At 38.2% G+C, this 16,671-nt stretch carries 17 protein-coding genes; 1 reads left to right on the plus strand and 16 read right to left on the minus strand.

All coding sequences use genetic code 11. From position 1 onward, the window contains the following. Positions 1-464: 464 nt before the first annotated feature. The 9 genes from recO to IGJ90_RS09885 form a co-directional block, all read right to left on the minus strand. Positions 465-1,253, minus strand: a complete 789-nt coding sequence (recO, locus tag IGJ90_RS09845; RefSeq protein ID WP_438768053.1) for a DNA repair protein RecO — start codon at positions 1,251-1,253, stop codon at positions 465-467. A gap of 82 nt (positions 1,254-1,335) precedes the next feature. Next, positions 1,336-2,238, minus strand: coding sequence for a GTPase Era (gene era, locus IGJ90_RS09850; protein WP_002359745.1), 903 nt, complete (start codon positions 2,236-2,238; stop codon positions 1,336-1,338). A 13-nt stretch (positions 2,239-2,251) separates the two neighbouring features. Then, complete coding sequence (locus tag IGJ90_RS09855; protein ID WP_002382764.1) at positions 2,252-2,653, minus strand: diacylglycerol kinase family protein; 402 nt, start codon at positions 2,651-2,653, stop codon at positions 2,252-2,254. Further along, positions 2,637-3,116: an rRNA maturation RNase YbeY gene (gene ybeY, locus IGJ90_RS09860; RefSeq protein ID WP_002356745.1), complete on the minus strand. Its 480-nt coding sequence runs from the start codon at positions 3,114-3,116 to the stop codon at positions 2,637-2,639. Before ybeY ends, IGJ90_RS09855 begins: the two co-directional genes overlap by 17 nt. Next, on the minus strand, positions 3,116-5,314 hold the full coding sequence (locus tag IGJ90_RS09865; RefSeq protein ID WP_438768055.1) for an HD family phosphohydrolase: 2,199 nt from the start codon (positions 5,312-5,314) through the stop codon (positions 3,116-3,118). The genes ybeY and IGJ90_RS09865 overlap by 1 nt, the downstream gene beginning before the upstream one ends. A gap of 28 nt (positions 5,315-5,342) precedes the next feature. Continuing rightward, positions 5,343-6,257, minus strand: coding sequence for a PhoH family protein (locus IGJ90_RS09870; protein WP_369810298.1), 915 nt, complete (start codon positions 6,255-6,257; stop codon positions 5,343-5,345). Positions 6,258-6,499: 242 nt separating this feature from the next. After that, positions 6,500-6,949 carry a GatB/YqeY domain-containing protein gene (locus IGJ90_RS09875; protein ID WP_002356741.1) on the minus strand — a complete coding sequence of 150 codons (450 nt, stop codon included), beginning with the start codon at positions 6,947-6,949 and terminating at the stop codon, positions 6,500-6,502. 25 nt (positions 6,950-6,974) lie between these two features. Beyond that, positions 6,975-7,151, minus strand: a complete 177-nt coding sequence (rpsU, locus tag IGJ90_RS09880; protein ID WP_002356740.1) for a 30S ribosomal protein S21 — start codon at positions 7,149-7,151, stop codon at positions 6,975-6,977. Positions 7,152-7,316: 165 nt separating this feature from the next. Then, positions 7,317-7,757, minus strand: coding sequence for a Fur family transcriptional regulator (locus tag IGJ90_RS09885; protein WP_002387080.1), 441 nt, complete (start codon positions 7,755-7,757; stop codon positions 7,317-7,319). A gap of 98 nt (positions 7,758-7,855) precedes the next feature. Between IGJ90_RS09885 and IGJ90_RS09890 the strand changes: the two genes are divergently transcribed. Continuing rightward, on the plus strand, positions 7,856-8,713 hold the full coding sequence (locus tag IGJ90_RS09890) for a pyruvate, water dikinase regulatory protein (RefSeq protein ID WP_002389973.1): 858 nt from the start codon (positions 7,856-7,858) through the stop codon (positions 8,711-8,713). 43 nt (positions 8,714-8,756) lie between these two features. Here the strand turns inward: IGJ90_RS09890 and thrB are convergent, their stop codons facing one another. The 7 genes from thrB to IGJ90_RS09925 form a co-directional block, all read right to left on the minus strand. Further along, entirely contained in the window at positions 8,757-9,620 is an 864-nt protein-coding gene (thrB, locus tag IGJ90_RS09895; protein ID WP_002356734.1) for a homoserine kinase, read from the minus strand. Continuing rightward, complete coding sequence (thrC, locus tag IGJ90_RS09900; protein WP_002356733.1) at positions 9,617-10,672, minus strand: threonine synthase; 1,056 nt, start codon at positions 10,670-10,672, stop codon at positions 9,617-9,619. The genes thrB and thrC overlap by 4 nt, the downstream gene beginning before the upstream one ends. 2 nt (positions 10,673-10,674) lie before the next feature. Then, positions 10,675-11,967 (minus strand): homoserine dehydrogenase, encoded by a 1,293-nt coding sequence (locus IGJ90_RS09905; protein ID WP_002356731.1) that lies wholly within the window; start codon positions 11,965-11,967, stop codon positions 10,675-10,677. A 51-nt stretch (positions 11,968-12,018) separates the two neighbouring features. Beyond that, positions 12,019-12,327: an ArsR/SmtB family transcription factor gene (locus tag IGJ90_RS09910; RefSeq protein WP_002356730.1), complete on the minus strand. Its 309-nt coding sequence runs from the start codon at positions 12,325-12,327 to the stop codon at positions 12,019-12,021. Positions 12,328-12,443: 116 nt separating this feature from the next. Further along, positions 12,444-13,226 carry a pyrroline-5-carboxylate reductase gene (gene proC, locus IGJ90_RS09915; RefSeq protein ID WP_438768057.1) on the minus strand — a complete coding sequence of 261 codons (783 nt, stop codon included), beginning with the start codon at positions 13,224-13,226 and terminating at the stop codon, positions 12,444-12,446. A gap of 106 nt (positions 13,227-13,332) precedes the next feature. Next, positions 13,333-15,057: a phospho-sugar mutase gene (locus IGJ90_RS09920; protein WP_438768328.1), complete on the minus strand. Its 1,725-nt coding sequence runs from the start codon at positions 15,055-15,057 to the stop codon at positions 13,333-13,335. Positions 15,058-15,177: 120 nt separating this feature from the next. Beyond that, positions 15,178-16,629 carry a PLP-dependent aminotransferase family protein gene (locus IGJ90_RS09925; protein ID WP_002367055.1) on the minus strand — a complete coding sequence of 484 codons (1,452 nt, stop codon included), beginning with the start codon at positions 16,627-16,629 and terminating at the stop codon, positions 15,178-15,180. Positions 16,630-16,671: the final 42 nt, after the last annotated feature.

Below are 16,671 nucleotides of genomic sequence, written 5' to 3' on the forward strand. Positions count from 1 at the left end.
TTTTGGTGTTAACTGTTTGCTTTTTTTATTCGGTTACAACGTTCCCTTTGGTCACCTTGTGCTGTTCATCATCTACTCCATGTTTTTGGCTAAGCAGTTTGTTTTAACATAGAGGAGACAACGTTCCCTTTGGTCACCTTGTACTGTTCATCATCTACTCTGTCGCATTTGCGCCAATCGTAGTGATTCACAGCAAAAAGTCCCCATGCCTATTAATAGACATAGGGACGAATAATTATCGCGGTTCCACCCTACTTCCGATGTGTTCATCGGCAGCTTCGTTTGTCGTACTCCAAAGTGCCTTTCAAAAGTTCCGTGTTTCTGGCTCCCACTCTCCCAGATTCGCTTAACAGAGGGTTCTTTTTACTTCTCTTTTTCTTCGTACGTATTTAACTTCTCTATCATAATACGGTGTCTGAGGGAAGTTGTCAAATTTTTTTAGAAAAACGTCTGCTTGTTTACGTTTATTTTTCTTCCTTCTTTCGTGGCGGAATTTTTAACGTATTTTCCCACGTTTTCATTTGATCAATAAATTTTTTACTTTTTAAGTGCAAACCAACATATTCATCGTATAACATATCAATCGTTTCTCGAATACTTTTCTTAGTTTCTTCTTTTACTTGAATGTTTTGGACTTTTTCATAGGAGACTTGCGCAAATAAGCGAATAAAATGAATCGCTCTAGGATCTGCATGGTAGCGCTGTTCATCTAAATGCCAATGTTTTTCACAAAGCACACCGCTATACTTTGAAGAGTAGTCAAATTTCCCTTGTGTTTCGCCACAAGCCACACAATGATGCCATTCTGGTCGTACACCAAACCGTTCTAACAATTGAATTTCAAAAATATTTGTAATGATTTCCGGATCTTTTTGCTCATTTAAAGCGGATAATGCCATGTGGGTAAATTGAAATAAGTTCGGATCATAGTGCTGATCTTCAATTGCTGCATCGACTAAGTTTAAAATATATGTTCCATATGCGTTAATAAATATGTCTTGTTGAATGTTTCGAAAAGGTTGAACTTCTTTGCTGCTATTGAGAAAAGATAAGCCTTCTTCTCTAAAGTTCCCGATGTAGACGGCTTCTGTAAATGGCAGAATCGCTGGCAAAAGAGGATTATTTTTTCGATGCGCGCCTTTCACAAAAAACATCAATTTTCCATAGGATTCTGTAAAAATTTTGACGAGTTTATCCTTTTCTTTAAAATCCTTCGTAAATAAAATAATGCCTTTGGTCTCCCTTAATGCCATTCAATTCACTTCCATTTCTTATGTAAATTAGTGTAGTGTTTGGAAAGTTCGTTTATACACTCGCTTCCCAAACACTACTTTCTTAATATTCTTCTTTGCGATAACCAAAATCTTGTAAATAGATTTTTTTGTCACGCCAGTCTTTTTGGACTTTTACCCACAGCTCCAAATACACTTTGTCATCTAATAAATATTCAATATCTTGACGCGCCTTGGTACCAATTTGTTTCAGCATTTTTCCGCCTTTGCCAATAATGATACCTTTTTGACTGTCCCGTTCCACAATAATGGTTGCTTGGACATGGACTTTATCGTTTTCATCCCGTTTCATTGAGTCCACAACGACAGCGACAGAATGAGGAATCTCATCTCTTGTTAAAAGTAACACTTTTTCACGAATTAATTCGGAAACGATAAAATATTCTGGATGATCCGTAATTTGGTCATCAGGGAAATACTGTGGTCCTTCTGGCATTTGCTCAACGAGAACATCCATCAAATGCTCAAAATTATTTCCTTCAGTGGCAGAAATGGGAATAATTTCTTTAAAGTCCATTTGTTTCGAATAGTCTTCAATGATACTCAATAAATCATCTGGATGGACTTTGTCAATTTTATTAATAATCAAGTAGACTGGACTATTATTATTTTTCAATCGTTCAATAATAAAGTCGTCACCTTTCCCGCGTTTTTGATCAGCACTTACCATAAATAAAGTAGCATCTACTTCACGCATCGCATTATAGGCACTTTCCACCATGAAATCGCCTAAGCGGTGTTTAGGTTTGTGAATCCCTGGAGTATCGATAAAAACAATTTGTGCTTCAGGAATTGTATAAATTCCTTGAATCTTATTACGAGTTGTTTGTGCTTTGTCACTCATAATTGCAATTTTTTGGCCGACAATTCGATTTAACAATGTTGATTTTCCAACATTTGGTCTGCCGACAATGGCTACGAAACCAGATTTATGTTCAGTTGTCATTGTATTTCTCCTCTTATTTCCACATTTGAATGATTTGTAAAATTTTTGGTACAAATAGAATTAGTCCTACTAGCACTGCGAAACCGGCTGTTAATAAAACAGCTCCTGCGGCCATGTCTTTAACTTTTTTTCCGATTGGATGAAAGTGAAAATCCGTAAACATATCTACGACATTTTCAAAAATTGTGTTGATAATTTCTGCCAACCAGACAAGAAAAACAGCCAATAGCAACCACAGCCATTCAGCAAGTGTTAAGGAAAACAAGAAACCAAACACAATGGCCGTGACACCAAACGCCACATGTTTGCGCATATTACGTTCTTCTCGAAAAACTGTTTTGATTCCTTGCCAGGCAAATTCTAATGAATTAATAAAATGTTTATTTTTTCCTGTTTGCTCATCTTTTAAGGCCATACGCATCTAAAATCTCTTTCTGTAAACCAAACATTTCTTTTTCATCTTCAGGTTCCATATGATCGTACCCATTCAAATGTAAAAAGCCATGTACTGCCAAAAAGCCCATTTCTCGTTCCAATGTGTGCCCATATTCAACTGCTTGTTCTGCTGCTCGCTCTGTTGAAATAATTAAATCACCTAGATTCCGTGGTAGCTCTGCCAACTCTTCATCATCAAAAATAATTGGCAATTCGTCTTCCCCTTCATCCTCTAAAGCAAAACTGATGACATCTGTAGGCATATCTTTGCCCCGATAGTCACGATTAATCACTTGGATACCTGCGTTATCTGTAAAAGTCACCGACATCTCCGTATCTTCGGCAATTTCTAGAAAACCCGCTGCAAATTGCAGCAAGTTTTCGATTTCTTTGATTTCTTCTGTTGGTACTTTCTCGGTTTCATCAATGAAAGTAATATCCATTAGTCATCTCTCTTTTCTTGTTCATCTTTCATTTCTTCTGCTTCAGCTTTCATTTTTGGATACTTAATCCGTGAATGGAAGGTACTGCATAATCCATTAATTAATGATTTTTCAATGATGCGAATCTCTTTCATCGTTAACCCACATTCATCTAATTGGCCATCTGAAATTCTATCTTGAATCACATTATGCACAAAGGCTTGAATTTTTTCGTTGGTCGGATGATCCATCGCCCGCACAGCAGCCTCACAAGTATCAGCAATACTCACAATCCCTGCTTCTCGTGTTTGTGGACGTGGCCCAGGATAACGGAAGTCGGATTCTTTAATTTCAGGATTGCGTTCTTTTGCTTTCACATAGAAAAATTTCATCAATGTTGTGCCATGATGTTGACGACAAATGTCAATCACCATTTGCGGCATATTGTACTCTTCTAAAATTTTGGCGCCATCAATTACGTGGCCAAAAATAATTTGTTTACTATCTTCTGGTAATAAAAAGTTATGTGGATTTTCTGCACCAGCAGGTAAGTTTTCCACAAAGAAATTGGCGTGTTTAATTTTGCCAATGTCATGGTAATAACAAGCAACTCGTGTTAATAGCGACCGCCCGCCAATCTCAGCAACAGCGTTAGCACTCAAACTAGCCACCATCATGCTATGATGATAGGTACCTGGCGCTTCTTCTAACAGTTGTTTTAACAACGGATGGTTCGGATTACTTAATTCATTCAAGACAATCATACTATCATCGGTCACTAATAATTCGATATACGGATGCAAGCCCATTGTTGCTAAAAATGAAAGTACCGTTCCTGCACTTGCACAAATTAAAGCTGTCCACGTTTTACCATCTGTTAAACTCATTCCTTGATAAATCATTAAGACAACCGCCATGAAAACAGGAAAGACCACTACCCACATTAAAGCTGGGAAAACTTGCTCACTCATCCGTTTCCGTTTAACAACTGTTGCTAGAAATCCTGAGAATAAGTACATAATCAGAATAACCGTCAACGAGTTTGTGCCGATAGAATTATAAAAGATAAATAACGCAAAAACGACTTGGAAAATGGCAGCGATTATCCCTGAACGACGATTCACAAAATGATTTAGAATCAGCGGCGCAAAGGCTGCTGGATAGAACAAGGGAATATACATCAACTGCTCTGTTTGGAAAATCTGGAAGAATTTCATTAAAATAACACTGATTAGCATAGCACCCGTGTAAAAGATAATAAACGAGCGTTGTCGCGAAGGCTCAGTCACTTGTTTTGTAAAGAAAATCAACACTTCAACTTGAAGTAAAATAGCCAATGCTAATGCCACCATCGGAAAAATAGAGGTATTTTGACTAGTCATTCCTAGTAACTCAAGTTTTTCGACCGCTTTTGCATCAATTTGAGTACCTTCACGAACAATAATTTCGCCTTGATAAATCATTGCGGGTTGAACAGCATTCATCGCTTTTTGGCGTAGCTCTTCTGTTCGTTTTTCATTGGCAATATCATTTACCACAATCCCTTGGTTAACAATGTAACGAATGACTTGTTGCATGGTACTCGTAATATCTAAGTATTGAATTTTACCGTTAGCTTCTTGGCGAATTTTATCTAAATCAGATTCTCGAACGTGATTTTGCATCGCATCATCCACCAACATCAAACTTTCTGAACGAACCTTATCCAATTGCTCAGAGGTTAATGTAAAGATTGTTTGATAAAAAATATTAGGAAAACTTTGATAAAACGTAACTTCATCTTGCGGTAAAGATTCAAACAATGACTTTAAGCTAGCTACTCGTTCTTCCACGGTCGGCGCAGGAATCGTTTCTTCCTTTTTGGCCTTCGCTTGCTTATTGCTGTACTCTTTGTCTACTTTTTCATTCGCAGAATCAATCAATTTAAATAATTTATCAATACGATTATGTTGGACAGATGCCGTATCTTCTTGATAAATATATTCGGGGGTGACAGCTTCTGCTGCCAATTTTTTTCTTTGTTCTGTTTCGTAGGTATTCTCGATATTTTTATTTGCACGAATGGTTTTCTCGGCCAGTTGACCTTCTTTAATTTCTACTCTTTTCTGATGGACACTGCCAAACATAATCATAAATAAAAGAAGAGAAAAAACGGCTAATAAAATAGGTAAATAGGCTTTACCTAAACGATCCCCTAACTTTGTAAGTACTTTTTTCAAAAGGTACTTTCACTCCTTCCCTAACTGCTTAGGAATGCTTTTGTTGTTCTTTTTCATAGGCTTGAATAATTTGTGCTACAACCGGATGACGCACAACGTCACTGGCTTCAAAATTTACAAAGGCAATTTTTTCAATGTCTTTTAACGTACGCTCGGCGTTAACTAAACCACTTGTTACACCACGTGGCAAGTCAATCTGACTAGTATCTCCATTAACAATCATTTTTGAACTAAACCCTAAACGAGTTAAAAACATTTTCATTTGGGCAACCGTAGTATTTTGTGCTTCATCTAGAATGACAAAAGCATCATCCAATGTACGACCACGCATATAAGCAAGCGGGGCAATTTCAATAACGCCGCGTTCCATTAAACGATTTGTATGATCCATACCAAAAATTTGATACAAGGCATCGTAAACTGGACGTAAATAAGGATCGACTTTTTCTTTTAAGTCACCTGGTAAAAAGCCCAAGCTTTCGCCAGCTTCCACCGCTGGACGAGTTAAAATAATTTTTTGTACTTCGCCTTTTTTTAAGGCTGCTACTGCCATCACCACGGCTAAAAAGGTTTTTCCTGTCCCCGCAGGTCCCACCCCGAAAATGACGTCATGAGTTTTAACTGCATCGATATATTTTTTTTGACCAACATTCTTAATTCGGATGGCCCGACCATGATGGTCCTTCATAATTTCTTCTTCATACATGGCAATAAACGCCTCTAAATTTCCAGCTTTGGCCATTTTTAAAGCAGAAACGACATCTGGCGTATGCACTTTGATGCCTCGTTGAATTAATGTTTGTAGCGCTCTTAACACGGAAGCGACTAACTCTACCTCTGATGATTCGCCAATTAACTGAATAACTTCGCCACGACTATTAATCGTTACGTGGGTATTCTCTTCTAAAAATTTGATATGTTTATCATGTGTTCCTAAAAGCATGTGTGCATCATCAGAATCAGTAAGTATTAATTCCAAAGATTTTGACTGATTATCTGTCAAAAAACGTCCATCTCCTTTATTATATAGTCCTTTACAATGATACCACATTCTTATCTGTTTAAAAAGAAGTCGTACCTGATTTGACTTTGAAAGTCAAAAAAGAGAAAACCGTAAAAAGCTACCGGTTTTCTCTTTGCATAAAAAAACTAGGACAGTATCCTGTCCTAGTTTCGATAACGCTCTTAGTTTTCTTGTAATAATTCTTTCACAATTGCGTTAACTTGGTTGCCATCGGCTTTGCCTTTGACTTTCGGCATCATAGCGCCCATCACTTTACCAAAATCTTTTGGTGAAGTGGCGCCAGTTTGCGTCATTACCTCTTGAACTAGTTGACGAATTTCTTCCTCCGTTAGTTGTTGAGGCATATATTTTTCAACAATTGCTATTTCAACTTTTACTTTTTCAACAAGATCGTCGCGTCCCGCCTTTTCAAACTCTGATAAAGAATCTTTTCTCTGTTTCATCTCACGAGACAATACAGTGAGTTCTTCTTCTCCGTTCAATTCACGGCCCGCTTTAATCTGATCATTTTGAATGGCAGTCTTTAACATACGAAGTACGGCTAAAGTTTCTTTGTCTTTAGCTTTCATCGCTGTTTTAATGTCGTCATTCAATGTGGTTAGCAATGACATACCACCAACTCCAATTCATTCAAAACTAGAATTTTTTACGTTTTCTAGCTGCTTCAGATTTTTTCTTACGCTTTACACTTGGTTTTTCGTAGAATTCACGTTTACGTGATTCTTGTAAAGTACCCGCTTTTGAAACGGAACGTTTGAAGCGACGAAGAGCATCATCAAGAGATTCGTTTTTACGAACGACTGTTTTTGACATGTTATTCCCTCCCTCCGAGCTTAAAAAGTAACCGTTTTTCTTATTTGTGGGAAAAACCCACAAATTAAAATACTGTCCTTGTTATATTATAGCTAAAGCATAAATAACCGTCAACCACTCTACTGATAAAATACGAAATTTTTGTTTGATTTTTCGTCTTATTCGCTATTTTTCGCAACAATCGGCACAACGACCAAGTATTTCAAAGCGATGTCCCTCAATTGAACAACCTTTTAACTGTTCTTCGAAAAAATTCATCGGACACATGTGAATTTCTTCCGTTTTGCCACAAACCGTACAAATAAAGTGATGATGATGTTCCACCTCTTGGCAACAACGGAAGCGAAACTTTTGCTCGCCATTTAATTCTGTTTTTTCCAGCAATTCCAAGCGCTCAAAGTCATGCAAGTTACGATAAACCGTATCATAACTGACTCCTTTAAAGGTTTCATTCATAAATTCATACACTTCACGTGCAGAAACATACCGATTTCGCTTAATCAAATAGCTCATCAGTAATTCTCGTTTTTTAGTATATTTTAATCCACTGGCTTTCATGGTTTCTAAGGCTTGTTCAATATTGGTTTTTACTGGTGCCATCGCCATTTCCTCCCTCGCCAACCTAAATCAGAATCATTACGAAATAGATTCTGGACTTATGGTATAATAAAATTATTAAAAATGCAAGAAAGGACTTACCCTCTATGACTATTTCTGAAGAAAAAAAATGTGTGACGATTTTTGTCATCTCAGATTCTGCTGGCGAGACCGCTTCAAAATTGGCGGCTGCTTCAATGGCCCAGTACCCCACTGTTGATTTTACTTTGATTAGACGAACATTCGTTAAAGACGAAGATAAACTGGTGCAAGCGTTAGAAGATGCCAAAAAAGCAGAGGCCATGGTACTGCATACTATTATTAATGATCATCTCGTGGCGATTGCTAATCAATTTTTCAATGAGCATCAATTGTTCCATTTTGACATTTTGACACCACCAGTTGCGGAAATCGAACGATTAACAGGTGTCGCGCCCATGCGGGAACCAGGTGCCTTACATCATTTGAATGAAAATTATTTTAAACGAATTGAAGCAATGGAATTTGCTGTCAAATATGACGATGGCAAGGACCCACGAGGCTTTTTAGAAGCGGATGTGTTACTTCTTGGCGTTTCCCGAACTTCTAAAACACCGCTAAGTCTCTTTTTAGCCAACAAGAACTTAAAAGTTGCTAATTTGCCACTAATTCCTGAAGCACATTTACCGAAACAATTATTCGAAATGGACCCTAAAAAAATTGTTGGCTTAACCAACGATCCCAATGTTTTAAACGGGATTCGTAAAGAACGAATGCGCGCATATGGATTACCTGAAAATACTTCTTATTCAGATATTGAAAAAATTCGGCGAGAACTGGCTTTTGCTAATGATCTTTATCAAAAATTAGGTTGTATCGTTATTGATGTCGCTTCTCTTTCAATTGAAGAAACTGCCTCAATGATTCTTAATGCTTTGAACTTAGAAGATCATAGTTATTATTCCACGGAAACAGCCGAGGATTAAAAAAAAAACGAGAAAAAATCACTAGTGATTTTTTCTCGTTTTTTTAAAAGACTTGAACGCCTTCTTGATCAATATTGAAAATTTGAATGCTCGCTTTGGTAGACAATTTTTCCAAACTTTGAACAATTTCGTTGGTTCGTTCTTCTGGCGACAAGATTAGCACAGTAGGTCCAGCACCGCTTAAGAAAGAGCCATAAGCACCTTTTTGCTGAGTTAAACGACGAATTTCTTTTAAGTGAGGAACCAATGAACGACGATACGTTTCATGCCATTTATCTTGTTCCATCATTTTGCCTGCTAAAGGTAAATCCCCGTTTAAAATTGCGGCAATCATAACATTGGCAATTGAGCTGGCCGCGACTGCTTCTTTATAAGCCAATTTTTCGGGCAAAACAGCGCGACTTTTTTCGGTAAATAACGGTTCCTCTGGAATAAATGCAATGACATCACACATTGGAAAGTGATGTTTGACATGGTAGACTTGGTTTTCTACATGGCTAGCCACCACGAAATCTCCTAAAATAGCTGGGGCAACATTATCCGGATGTCCTTCCATCTCTGTGGCCAAACGGACTTTTTCTTTAGGGGACAAATTTAAATGTGCTAGTCGGTTAGCTAATTCAATGCCTGCTACAATCACACTTGAGCTACTGCCTAGTCCTCTTGCAAGGGGAATGTCAGAAACCATCCGAATAACTTTTGGTGTTAATTCTGGTGCAATTTTCAATGCCGTTTGAATTAATAAATTCTCTTCATTAGTAGGAATCTCTTCTCCCAAAGTATGTTGAATTTCCCAAAATTCACTTTCACCTAAAACGTTGATTGTTAAATAAGCGGATAATGCAATGCCACATGAATCAAAGCCAGGTCCTAAGTTGGCACTAGTGGCAGGTACTCTTATTTTCATAGTGTTGCGACTCCTTTTCGTAAGTGCAGACGCATTTCTTCCACGTCACTCATTTTTGAAATAGCTACTTCTGTCTCCATTGCTGTATCAGGATCTTTCAGCCCGTTACCAGTAAAGACTGCCACGACGGTTTCACCTGCTTTGATTTTACCGCTTTTAACATGTTGAATAACTCCAGCTAATGAAGCAGCCGAACCAGGTTCAATGAAAACCCCATCTTGAGCAGCAATTTTTCGGTAAGCCGTTAAAATTTCTTGATCTGTCACGGCATCAATGAAACCACCCGATTCATCACGTGCCTGTTCTGCTAATTGCCAACTAGCAGGATTTCCAATCCGGATCGCTGTTGCCACGGTTTCAGGTTGCTCAATCACTTGGCCTTTCACGATCGCTGCGGCACCTTCTGCTTCAAAACCATGCATTCTTGGTAAAGTTGTTCCTTGTTTTTCATGCCATTCTTTAAAGCCTTTCCAGTAAGCGGAAATATTGCCGGCATTTCCAACTGGAATCGCTAAGACATCGGGCGCTTGACCTAATTGTTCACAAACTTCAAAAGCTGCTGTCTTTTGCCCTTCTAAGCGATAAGGATTCACTGAATTAACTAGCGCAACTGCCTCAGTTTTCGCAATCTCTCGCACCGCTTTTAATGCTTCATCAAAGTTACCTGGAATCGAAATAATGTCTGCCCCATACATAATAGCTTGCGCCAATTTTCCCAGTGCGATTTTTCCTTCTGGAATCACTACATACGCTTTAATGCCTGCTCTTGTGGCATACGCAGCAGCGGCGGCACTAGTATTTCCTGTAGAAGCACAAACAATCGCTTTGGCACCTTCTTCTACCGCTTTTGCTACAGCCATCACCATCCCGCGATCTTTGAATGAGCCAGTGGGATTTAAGCCTTCGTATTTTCCATATAATTGAATACCTAATTCTTTGGATAAATTAGGTAAAGGAATCAGTGGCGTATTTCCTTCGGCTAAAGAAATCATTGGTGTTTTTTCTGTTACGGGCAAATACGCTTGATACTGTTTTAACAAACCTTCATACATGTTTACTCATCTCCTATAACCTTCATTACATTCAATAACTGAAAGGCTTCCGTATTTTGAATAGCTGTCACAACTTGTTGCATTTGTGCTTTTGATATCTGGTGTGTAATGGCAACAATTCTTGCTCGCTGTCCATCTGATTTCTGTTGAACTAATTGATCAAAGCTGACTTCTGCTTTAGTCATTAATTGCGTCAACTGCAAAAATTGTCCTGGTGTATCTGGAACATCTAATGAAAAATAGTACTGCCCAAATACATTTTCGGAACTCGTCAATTGGGTTTTATGTTGATACGAATTGAACATATGGCCAGTCGTTGCCAAGCGAATGTTTTTAGCAATCGTAATTAAATCACTGACCACACTGGTTGCTGTCGGTTTAGCGCCAGCTCCTGGACCGTAATACATTGATTCGCCCACGCCTGCACTTTTTATAAATACTGCATTGTACTCATTCCGAACAGATGCAATAGGATGCTTTTGATTGACTAGCATAGGCGCCACTTCCACCGAGATACTATTCTCATTTTGTTCAGCAGAGCCAATCAATTTGATTTCATACCCCAGTTGTTTAGCCATGGCGACATCATCTAAAGACAATCCGCGAATTCCACGAATATCAACTTGTGGTAATGAAACATTCATCCCAAAAGCAAATTGACTTAAAATAACCATTTTATAGGCTGCATCGATTCCATCGACATCATTTGTCGGATCCGCTTCAGCAAATCCCAACGCTTGCGCTTCTGCTAAAGCTTCTTCATAACTTTTATCAGCAGAAACCATTTGCGTAAGCATATAATTCGTCGTACCATTCACAATCCCTAAAACTTGTTGAATATTGTCTGCCGCTAAGCTATTAGCAATTGTTCTTAAAATTGGAATCCCGCCAGCAACACTTGCTTCGTAATATAAATCACAATGATGTTTTTGGGCTAACGCTACTAATTCACTCCCATGTTGCGCCAGTAAATCTTTATTGGCAGTCACAATATGTTTGCCCTTTTCTAAAGCTTTCATGATATACGTTTTGGCTGGTTCAATGGTTCCCATTAATTCCACAACGATTTGAATCTCTTTATCTTCTAAAATATCATCAATTGAAGTTGTTAAAGAAAGACCGTATTCTTCCGCTTGCGCTTGTTTCGTTTCAAGATTTCGGACAAATGCTTTTTCAATGACTACATTCATTCCTGTCACTTGTGAAATTTTCTCTTGATGTTCTTTCAAGAGAGTTAAAACGCCAGTGCCTACAGTCCCTAATCCTAGTAACCCGATCTTTAAGGTATCCTTCATTTTTACCTCCATCAACAGCGCTATTCTAGTTACGCTATTTTTTCCTACTTTTTATCGATGTTCAATATGCTCAAAGGTCTGATTTAAAATATCTATTACATGATGATCATCCAATGTATAAAAAATCGTTTTTCCTTCGCGACGTGCCTTGACAACCCGGCTATCTCTTAATAATTTTAGTTGATGAGAAACGGCGGACTGTTCCATTCCCAATTGTTCACTAATCGCCGTTACGTTATGCTCGCCTTCTTTTAAAAGTAGCAAAATTCTTAAACGTGTTGGATCACTTAATACTTTATATAATTGACTTACTTGTTTGATTTCTTCCATTTGTTTCATTATAGTCGCCTCACTTTGCACTCATTATAACACAGAGTTTTTTAAAATAAGAACTGCGATTGTTCTTTCCTACGAAAAATATGGCACAAAGAAAGTTGGAAAAATGACAAACTTGTCGATTTTCCAACTTTCTTCATCTATTCGTGGTTGGCTTGCTGAACTGCATCCATCACGGCATAACGGAAGCCATTTTTTTCTAGAGCTACGACACCGCGAATCGTACTTCCTCCTGGAGAAGTCACTTCATCTTTCAATGCTCCTGGGTGTTTTTTCGTGTCTAAGGCTAAGGTCGCCGTTCCTTTTATCATTTGTGCGACAATTTCATAAGATAAGTCTCTTGGTAACCCTTCTAAGACTGCTGCATCTCCCAATGCTTCCATAAAGATATCAACAAAAGCTGGACTGCAACCAGCCACAGTACCAAAAGTTTCCAGTTGCGCTTCACGAATTTCTTTGACTAACCCTAAAGTAGCAAGAAGTTCCATTATCAGGTCCTTCGTTTGGCCTTCAATTGTTGATGCCAAGGCTACGCCAATCACACCCTGATTCACGCTAACTGGTGTATTAGGAATGGCATGAACAACTTTGGCTTCTTTATTGCCAAGAGCCATTTGTGCTTCTTGTATGGTATGACCTGTTGCAACAGAAATCAATAAACTTTCGTTGGAAAAATGAGGAGCTAATTCCTGAAGGACAGGTAACACGACCTTTGCTCCTGTCGCAATAAAAATAACCTTACATTCTTGGAAAAGTGCATAATCTGTGACAAGTTGAAAGCCCCACTCTTTTTGAAGTGCTTCTGCTGTTCCACTTGATCCGCCTTTCACATATAAATGTTCCTTCTTGACTGCCTCAGCTTTCAGTAACCCTTTAATCATGGCACCGCCCATACTGCCAGCACCGATAAAGCCAATTTTCATAGCATTCCCTCCTTAGTTAAATAAAGTGTTTGCGCCAAAAGTCAATTGACTTTTGACACAAACACTAACATTCGTACTTTTTTCCGTACAGCCTGTTTCGTTTATTTTATTTTGTTAATTCATTAACGACTGCTTCAAACGCAGCAATTTTTTCAGAAGCTTCTGAACTACTTGTTGCTTTTGTTGCTAGATAGAATTTAATTTTTGGTTCTGTTCCTGATGGTCGGATAGCAATCCAACTGCCATCTTCTAAATGATATTTCAACACATCAGAAGGAGGCGTTTGTAATTGTTCTGTTTGACCATCTGCAAAAGTGCGTGTTAATTCTTTAAAATCTTCCGTTTGAGCAACTTGAATCCCGGCAAACTCAGTTGGCGCTTGTTCACGACATTTTGCCATTAAAGCTTTGATTTTACCGCTGCCTTCAATTCCGCTCATTGTTACGGAAATAGTTTTTTCTTCAAAGTAACCAAATTCTTCAAAGATATCTTGTAAGCCATCGTATAATGTTTTTCCTTGTTTTTTATAGAAAGCCGCTACTTCTGCTAATAAAACTAACGCTTGAATTGCATCTTTATCACGAACAAAAGGTTTCACTAAGTAACCATAACTTTCTTCAAAACCAAACATAAACGTTTGACTGTGGGCTTCTTCGTATTGTTGAATTTTTTCAGCAATAAATTTGAAACCTGTTAAAACATTAAACATCTTCGTATTATATTTCTCAGCAATCGCTGTAGCAAGTTCACTAGAAACGATTGATTTTAGAACCGCAGCATTTTGAGGCAACGTGCCTGCTTGTTGATGGGCTTCTAAAATATAATGAATCATAATTGAACCTAATTGATTTCCTGTTAATACTTGGTAGTCTCCGTTTGGCATCCGCACAGCAGCACCTAAACGATCAGCATCTGGATCTGTTGCAATCAATAAATCAGCGCCTTCTTTTTCCCCTAAACGAATCGCGTATTCAAAAGCTGAATGTTCTTCAGGGTTTGGTGACTTAACTGTAGTAAAGTCAGGATCAGCAACGGCTTGCTCAGGTACTAAAACAAATTTTTCAAAACCGGCTTGTTTTAATGCCTTTTCTCCTAACATTTTCCCAGTTCCATGTAAGGGAGTGTAAACTAATTTTAATTCTTTACCCATTTCGTTAATTAATTCTTGATTAATCGTAACTGTTTTAATTTCTTTCAAATACGCGTTATCGACTTCTTCACCAACAATGTTAATTAAACCGCTGTGGGCAACTTCTTCATCTGATAAGACATCAATTTTCAAAGGATTTTCGATACTACGAACATATTTAGTCAATGCATCTGCATCAGCTGGCGGCATTTGACCACCGTCTTCACCATAGACTTTGTAGCCATTATAGGCAGCTGGATTGTGAGAAGCCGTAATCATGATTCCCGCAAAAGCTTTAAAGTAACGGACCGCAAAAGATAATTCTGGTGTTGGTCGTAAGCTTTCAAACACAAAAGAAGGAATATCATGTTTAGCTAATGTTTTAGCTGCTTCCATTGCAAATTCTGGAGACATATGACGTGAATCATAGGCAATGGCTACACCGCGACGTTTTGTTTCAGGATCTTGCGTATCCATAAAACGTGCAAGCCCTTCTGTCGCTTGACGAACTGTAAAGATATTCATCCGATTAATACCGGCGCCTAAAATCCCGCGCATCCCGGCAGTCCCAAATTCTAATGGTGCGTAAAATGCATCTTCACATTTTTCAGGGTCTGTATTTAAGTCCTTTAATTCATTTTTTAAATTTTCTGGAATATTTTCTTCATTTAACCATTGTTGGTAAACTTGTTCCCAAGACATGGAAAACACCTCATTTGTTTTTTTGTTTTTACTTTTTAAGTATAGCATTGGATATTCGTTTAGAAAAGGGAAGTTGTAGCGTTTTCTCTCAGCAAATGATTTTTATAAGAAAAATCTTACTTAGTGTTCTATTTTTGTTTGTCTATTTTCAGAAAGCTGTCGTGTAATCCGTACCATTCGCTCACAAAAAAGAGGCATTTCTTCTGGTGAAATTCGGGAACAGTTCAAGCGAATACTTCCACGTTTTTCACTAAAAGCTACACTTGGTGCTACCAAAACACCTTCTCGTAAAAACACTTGCCAATCTTCTGACTTAATTGCCCCTTGACGCCAATGTGCCCATAAATAAAAGCCGCCTTTTACTGGCGAAACTTCCCATTCTGGCAACGATTTAAATACTTGATATACAGCTGTTGCTCGTTGTTCCACTTGTTTATTTAATAACGTAATTTTTTCAGAAAAAGAAGGATCTTCAATCGCCATTTTAGCGAGCATCTGCGGAAAAATACTCAACGAAACATCCATCATTTTTCTGGCTTCTGCAATTTGTTTCGTCACAGAGGGGGGCGCACTTAACCAACCAATTTTCGTGGTCGAACCTAAAATTTTTGACAACGAACCGATATACAAGACATTATCTGGATCTAATTTTTTTAAAGGAGGAATTTCTGTTTTCGGTATAAAACTTAGCTGCCCAAAAACATCATCTTCTAAAATAGGAACTTGATACGTTTGACAGACTTTCACGAGCTGTTCTCTTTTTCTCAAAGGCATCACTGTCCCAGTCGGATTTTGAAAGGAAGGATTAACCATAACCATTTTGATGCGATGTTGTCGGATTGTTTGTTCTAGCGCTTCAAGATCAATCCCTTCCTCTGTCATGGGCACACCAAATAAGCGCACACCAGCAGCTTGGAAAATTGGTAAGGCATAGAAGAAAGATGGATCTTCTACGGCAACACTATCTCCTTGTCTCAATAAAACTTGCAAAACTAAAAAAAGTGCTTGTTGCGCACCTGAAGTAAGCAATAAACTTTCACTTGGTAAATGAAGCTGATATTCCGTTGCTGTAATGGCTTGGATTTCTTTTCTTAACGGCAAATAACCTAATTCATCTTGTGCTTCCTCTTTTAAAAATTGTTTCCAATTTAATGCTGGAAAATCGAAACTGGGAATTAAGTCTAACGGCAACTCGCCTGTATACATATCTAAGTCAGTCGGCAAATTTTGTTTAGCTCGTAACTCAATCTCTGTCACCAAGGGATGAACTTGTTTGAACACATTTTGTTCTAAATAACGATGCCAATCCGTTCGTGGTGTCATCATTACCCCCCATTTCCCTTCGTTGACAATCGTTCCACTCCCTCTTTTTCGCACAATCCAGCCTAAGTCCACCAGTTCATCTAATGCATGAACAACGGTTGAACGATTGACAGACAAGTATTCTGCCAGTTTACGTTCCGAAGGGATTTTTTCGCCTGGTAATAATTCGCCTGTTTGAATCTTTTGAACAATCATTTCCATAATACTCCGATAAATGGGAACACTTTGTTCTTTTTTAAGTTGCCACATAGCCATCACCTCAACAATTGGATGAGTTAAAAGTAATCCAGT

It is taken from the genome of Enterococcus sp. AZ129 (assembly GCF_051714505.1).
Classification (GTDB): Bacteria; Bacillota; Bacilli; order Lactobacillales; family Enterococcaceae; genus Enterococcus; species Enterococcus faecalis.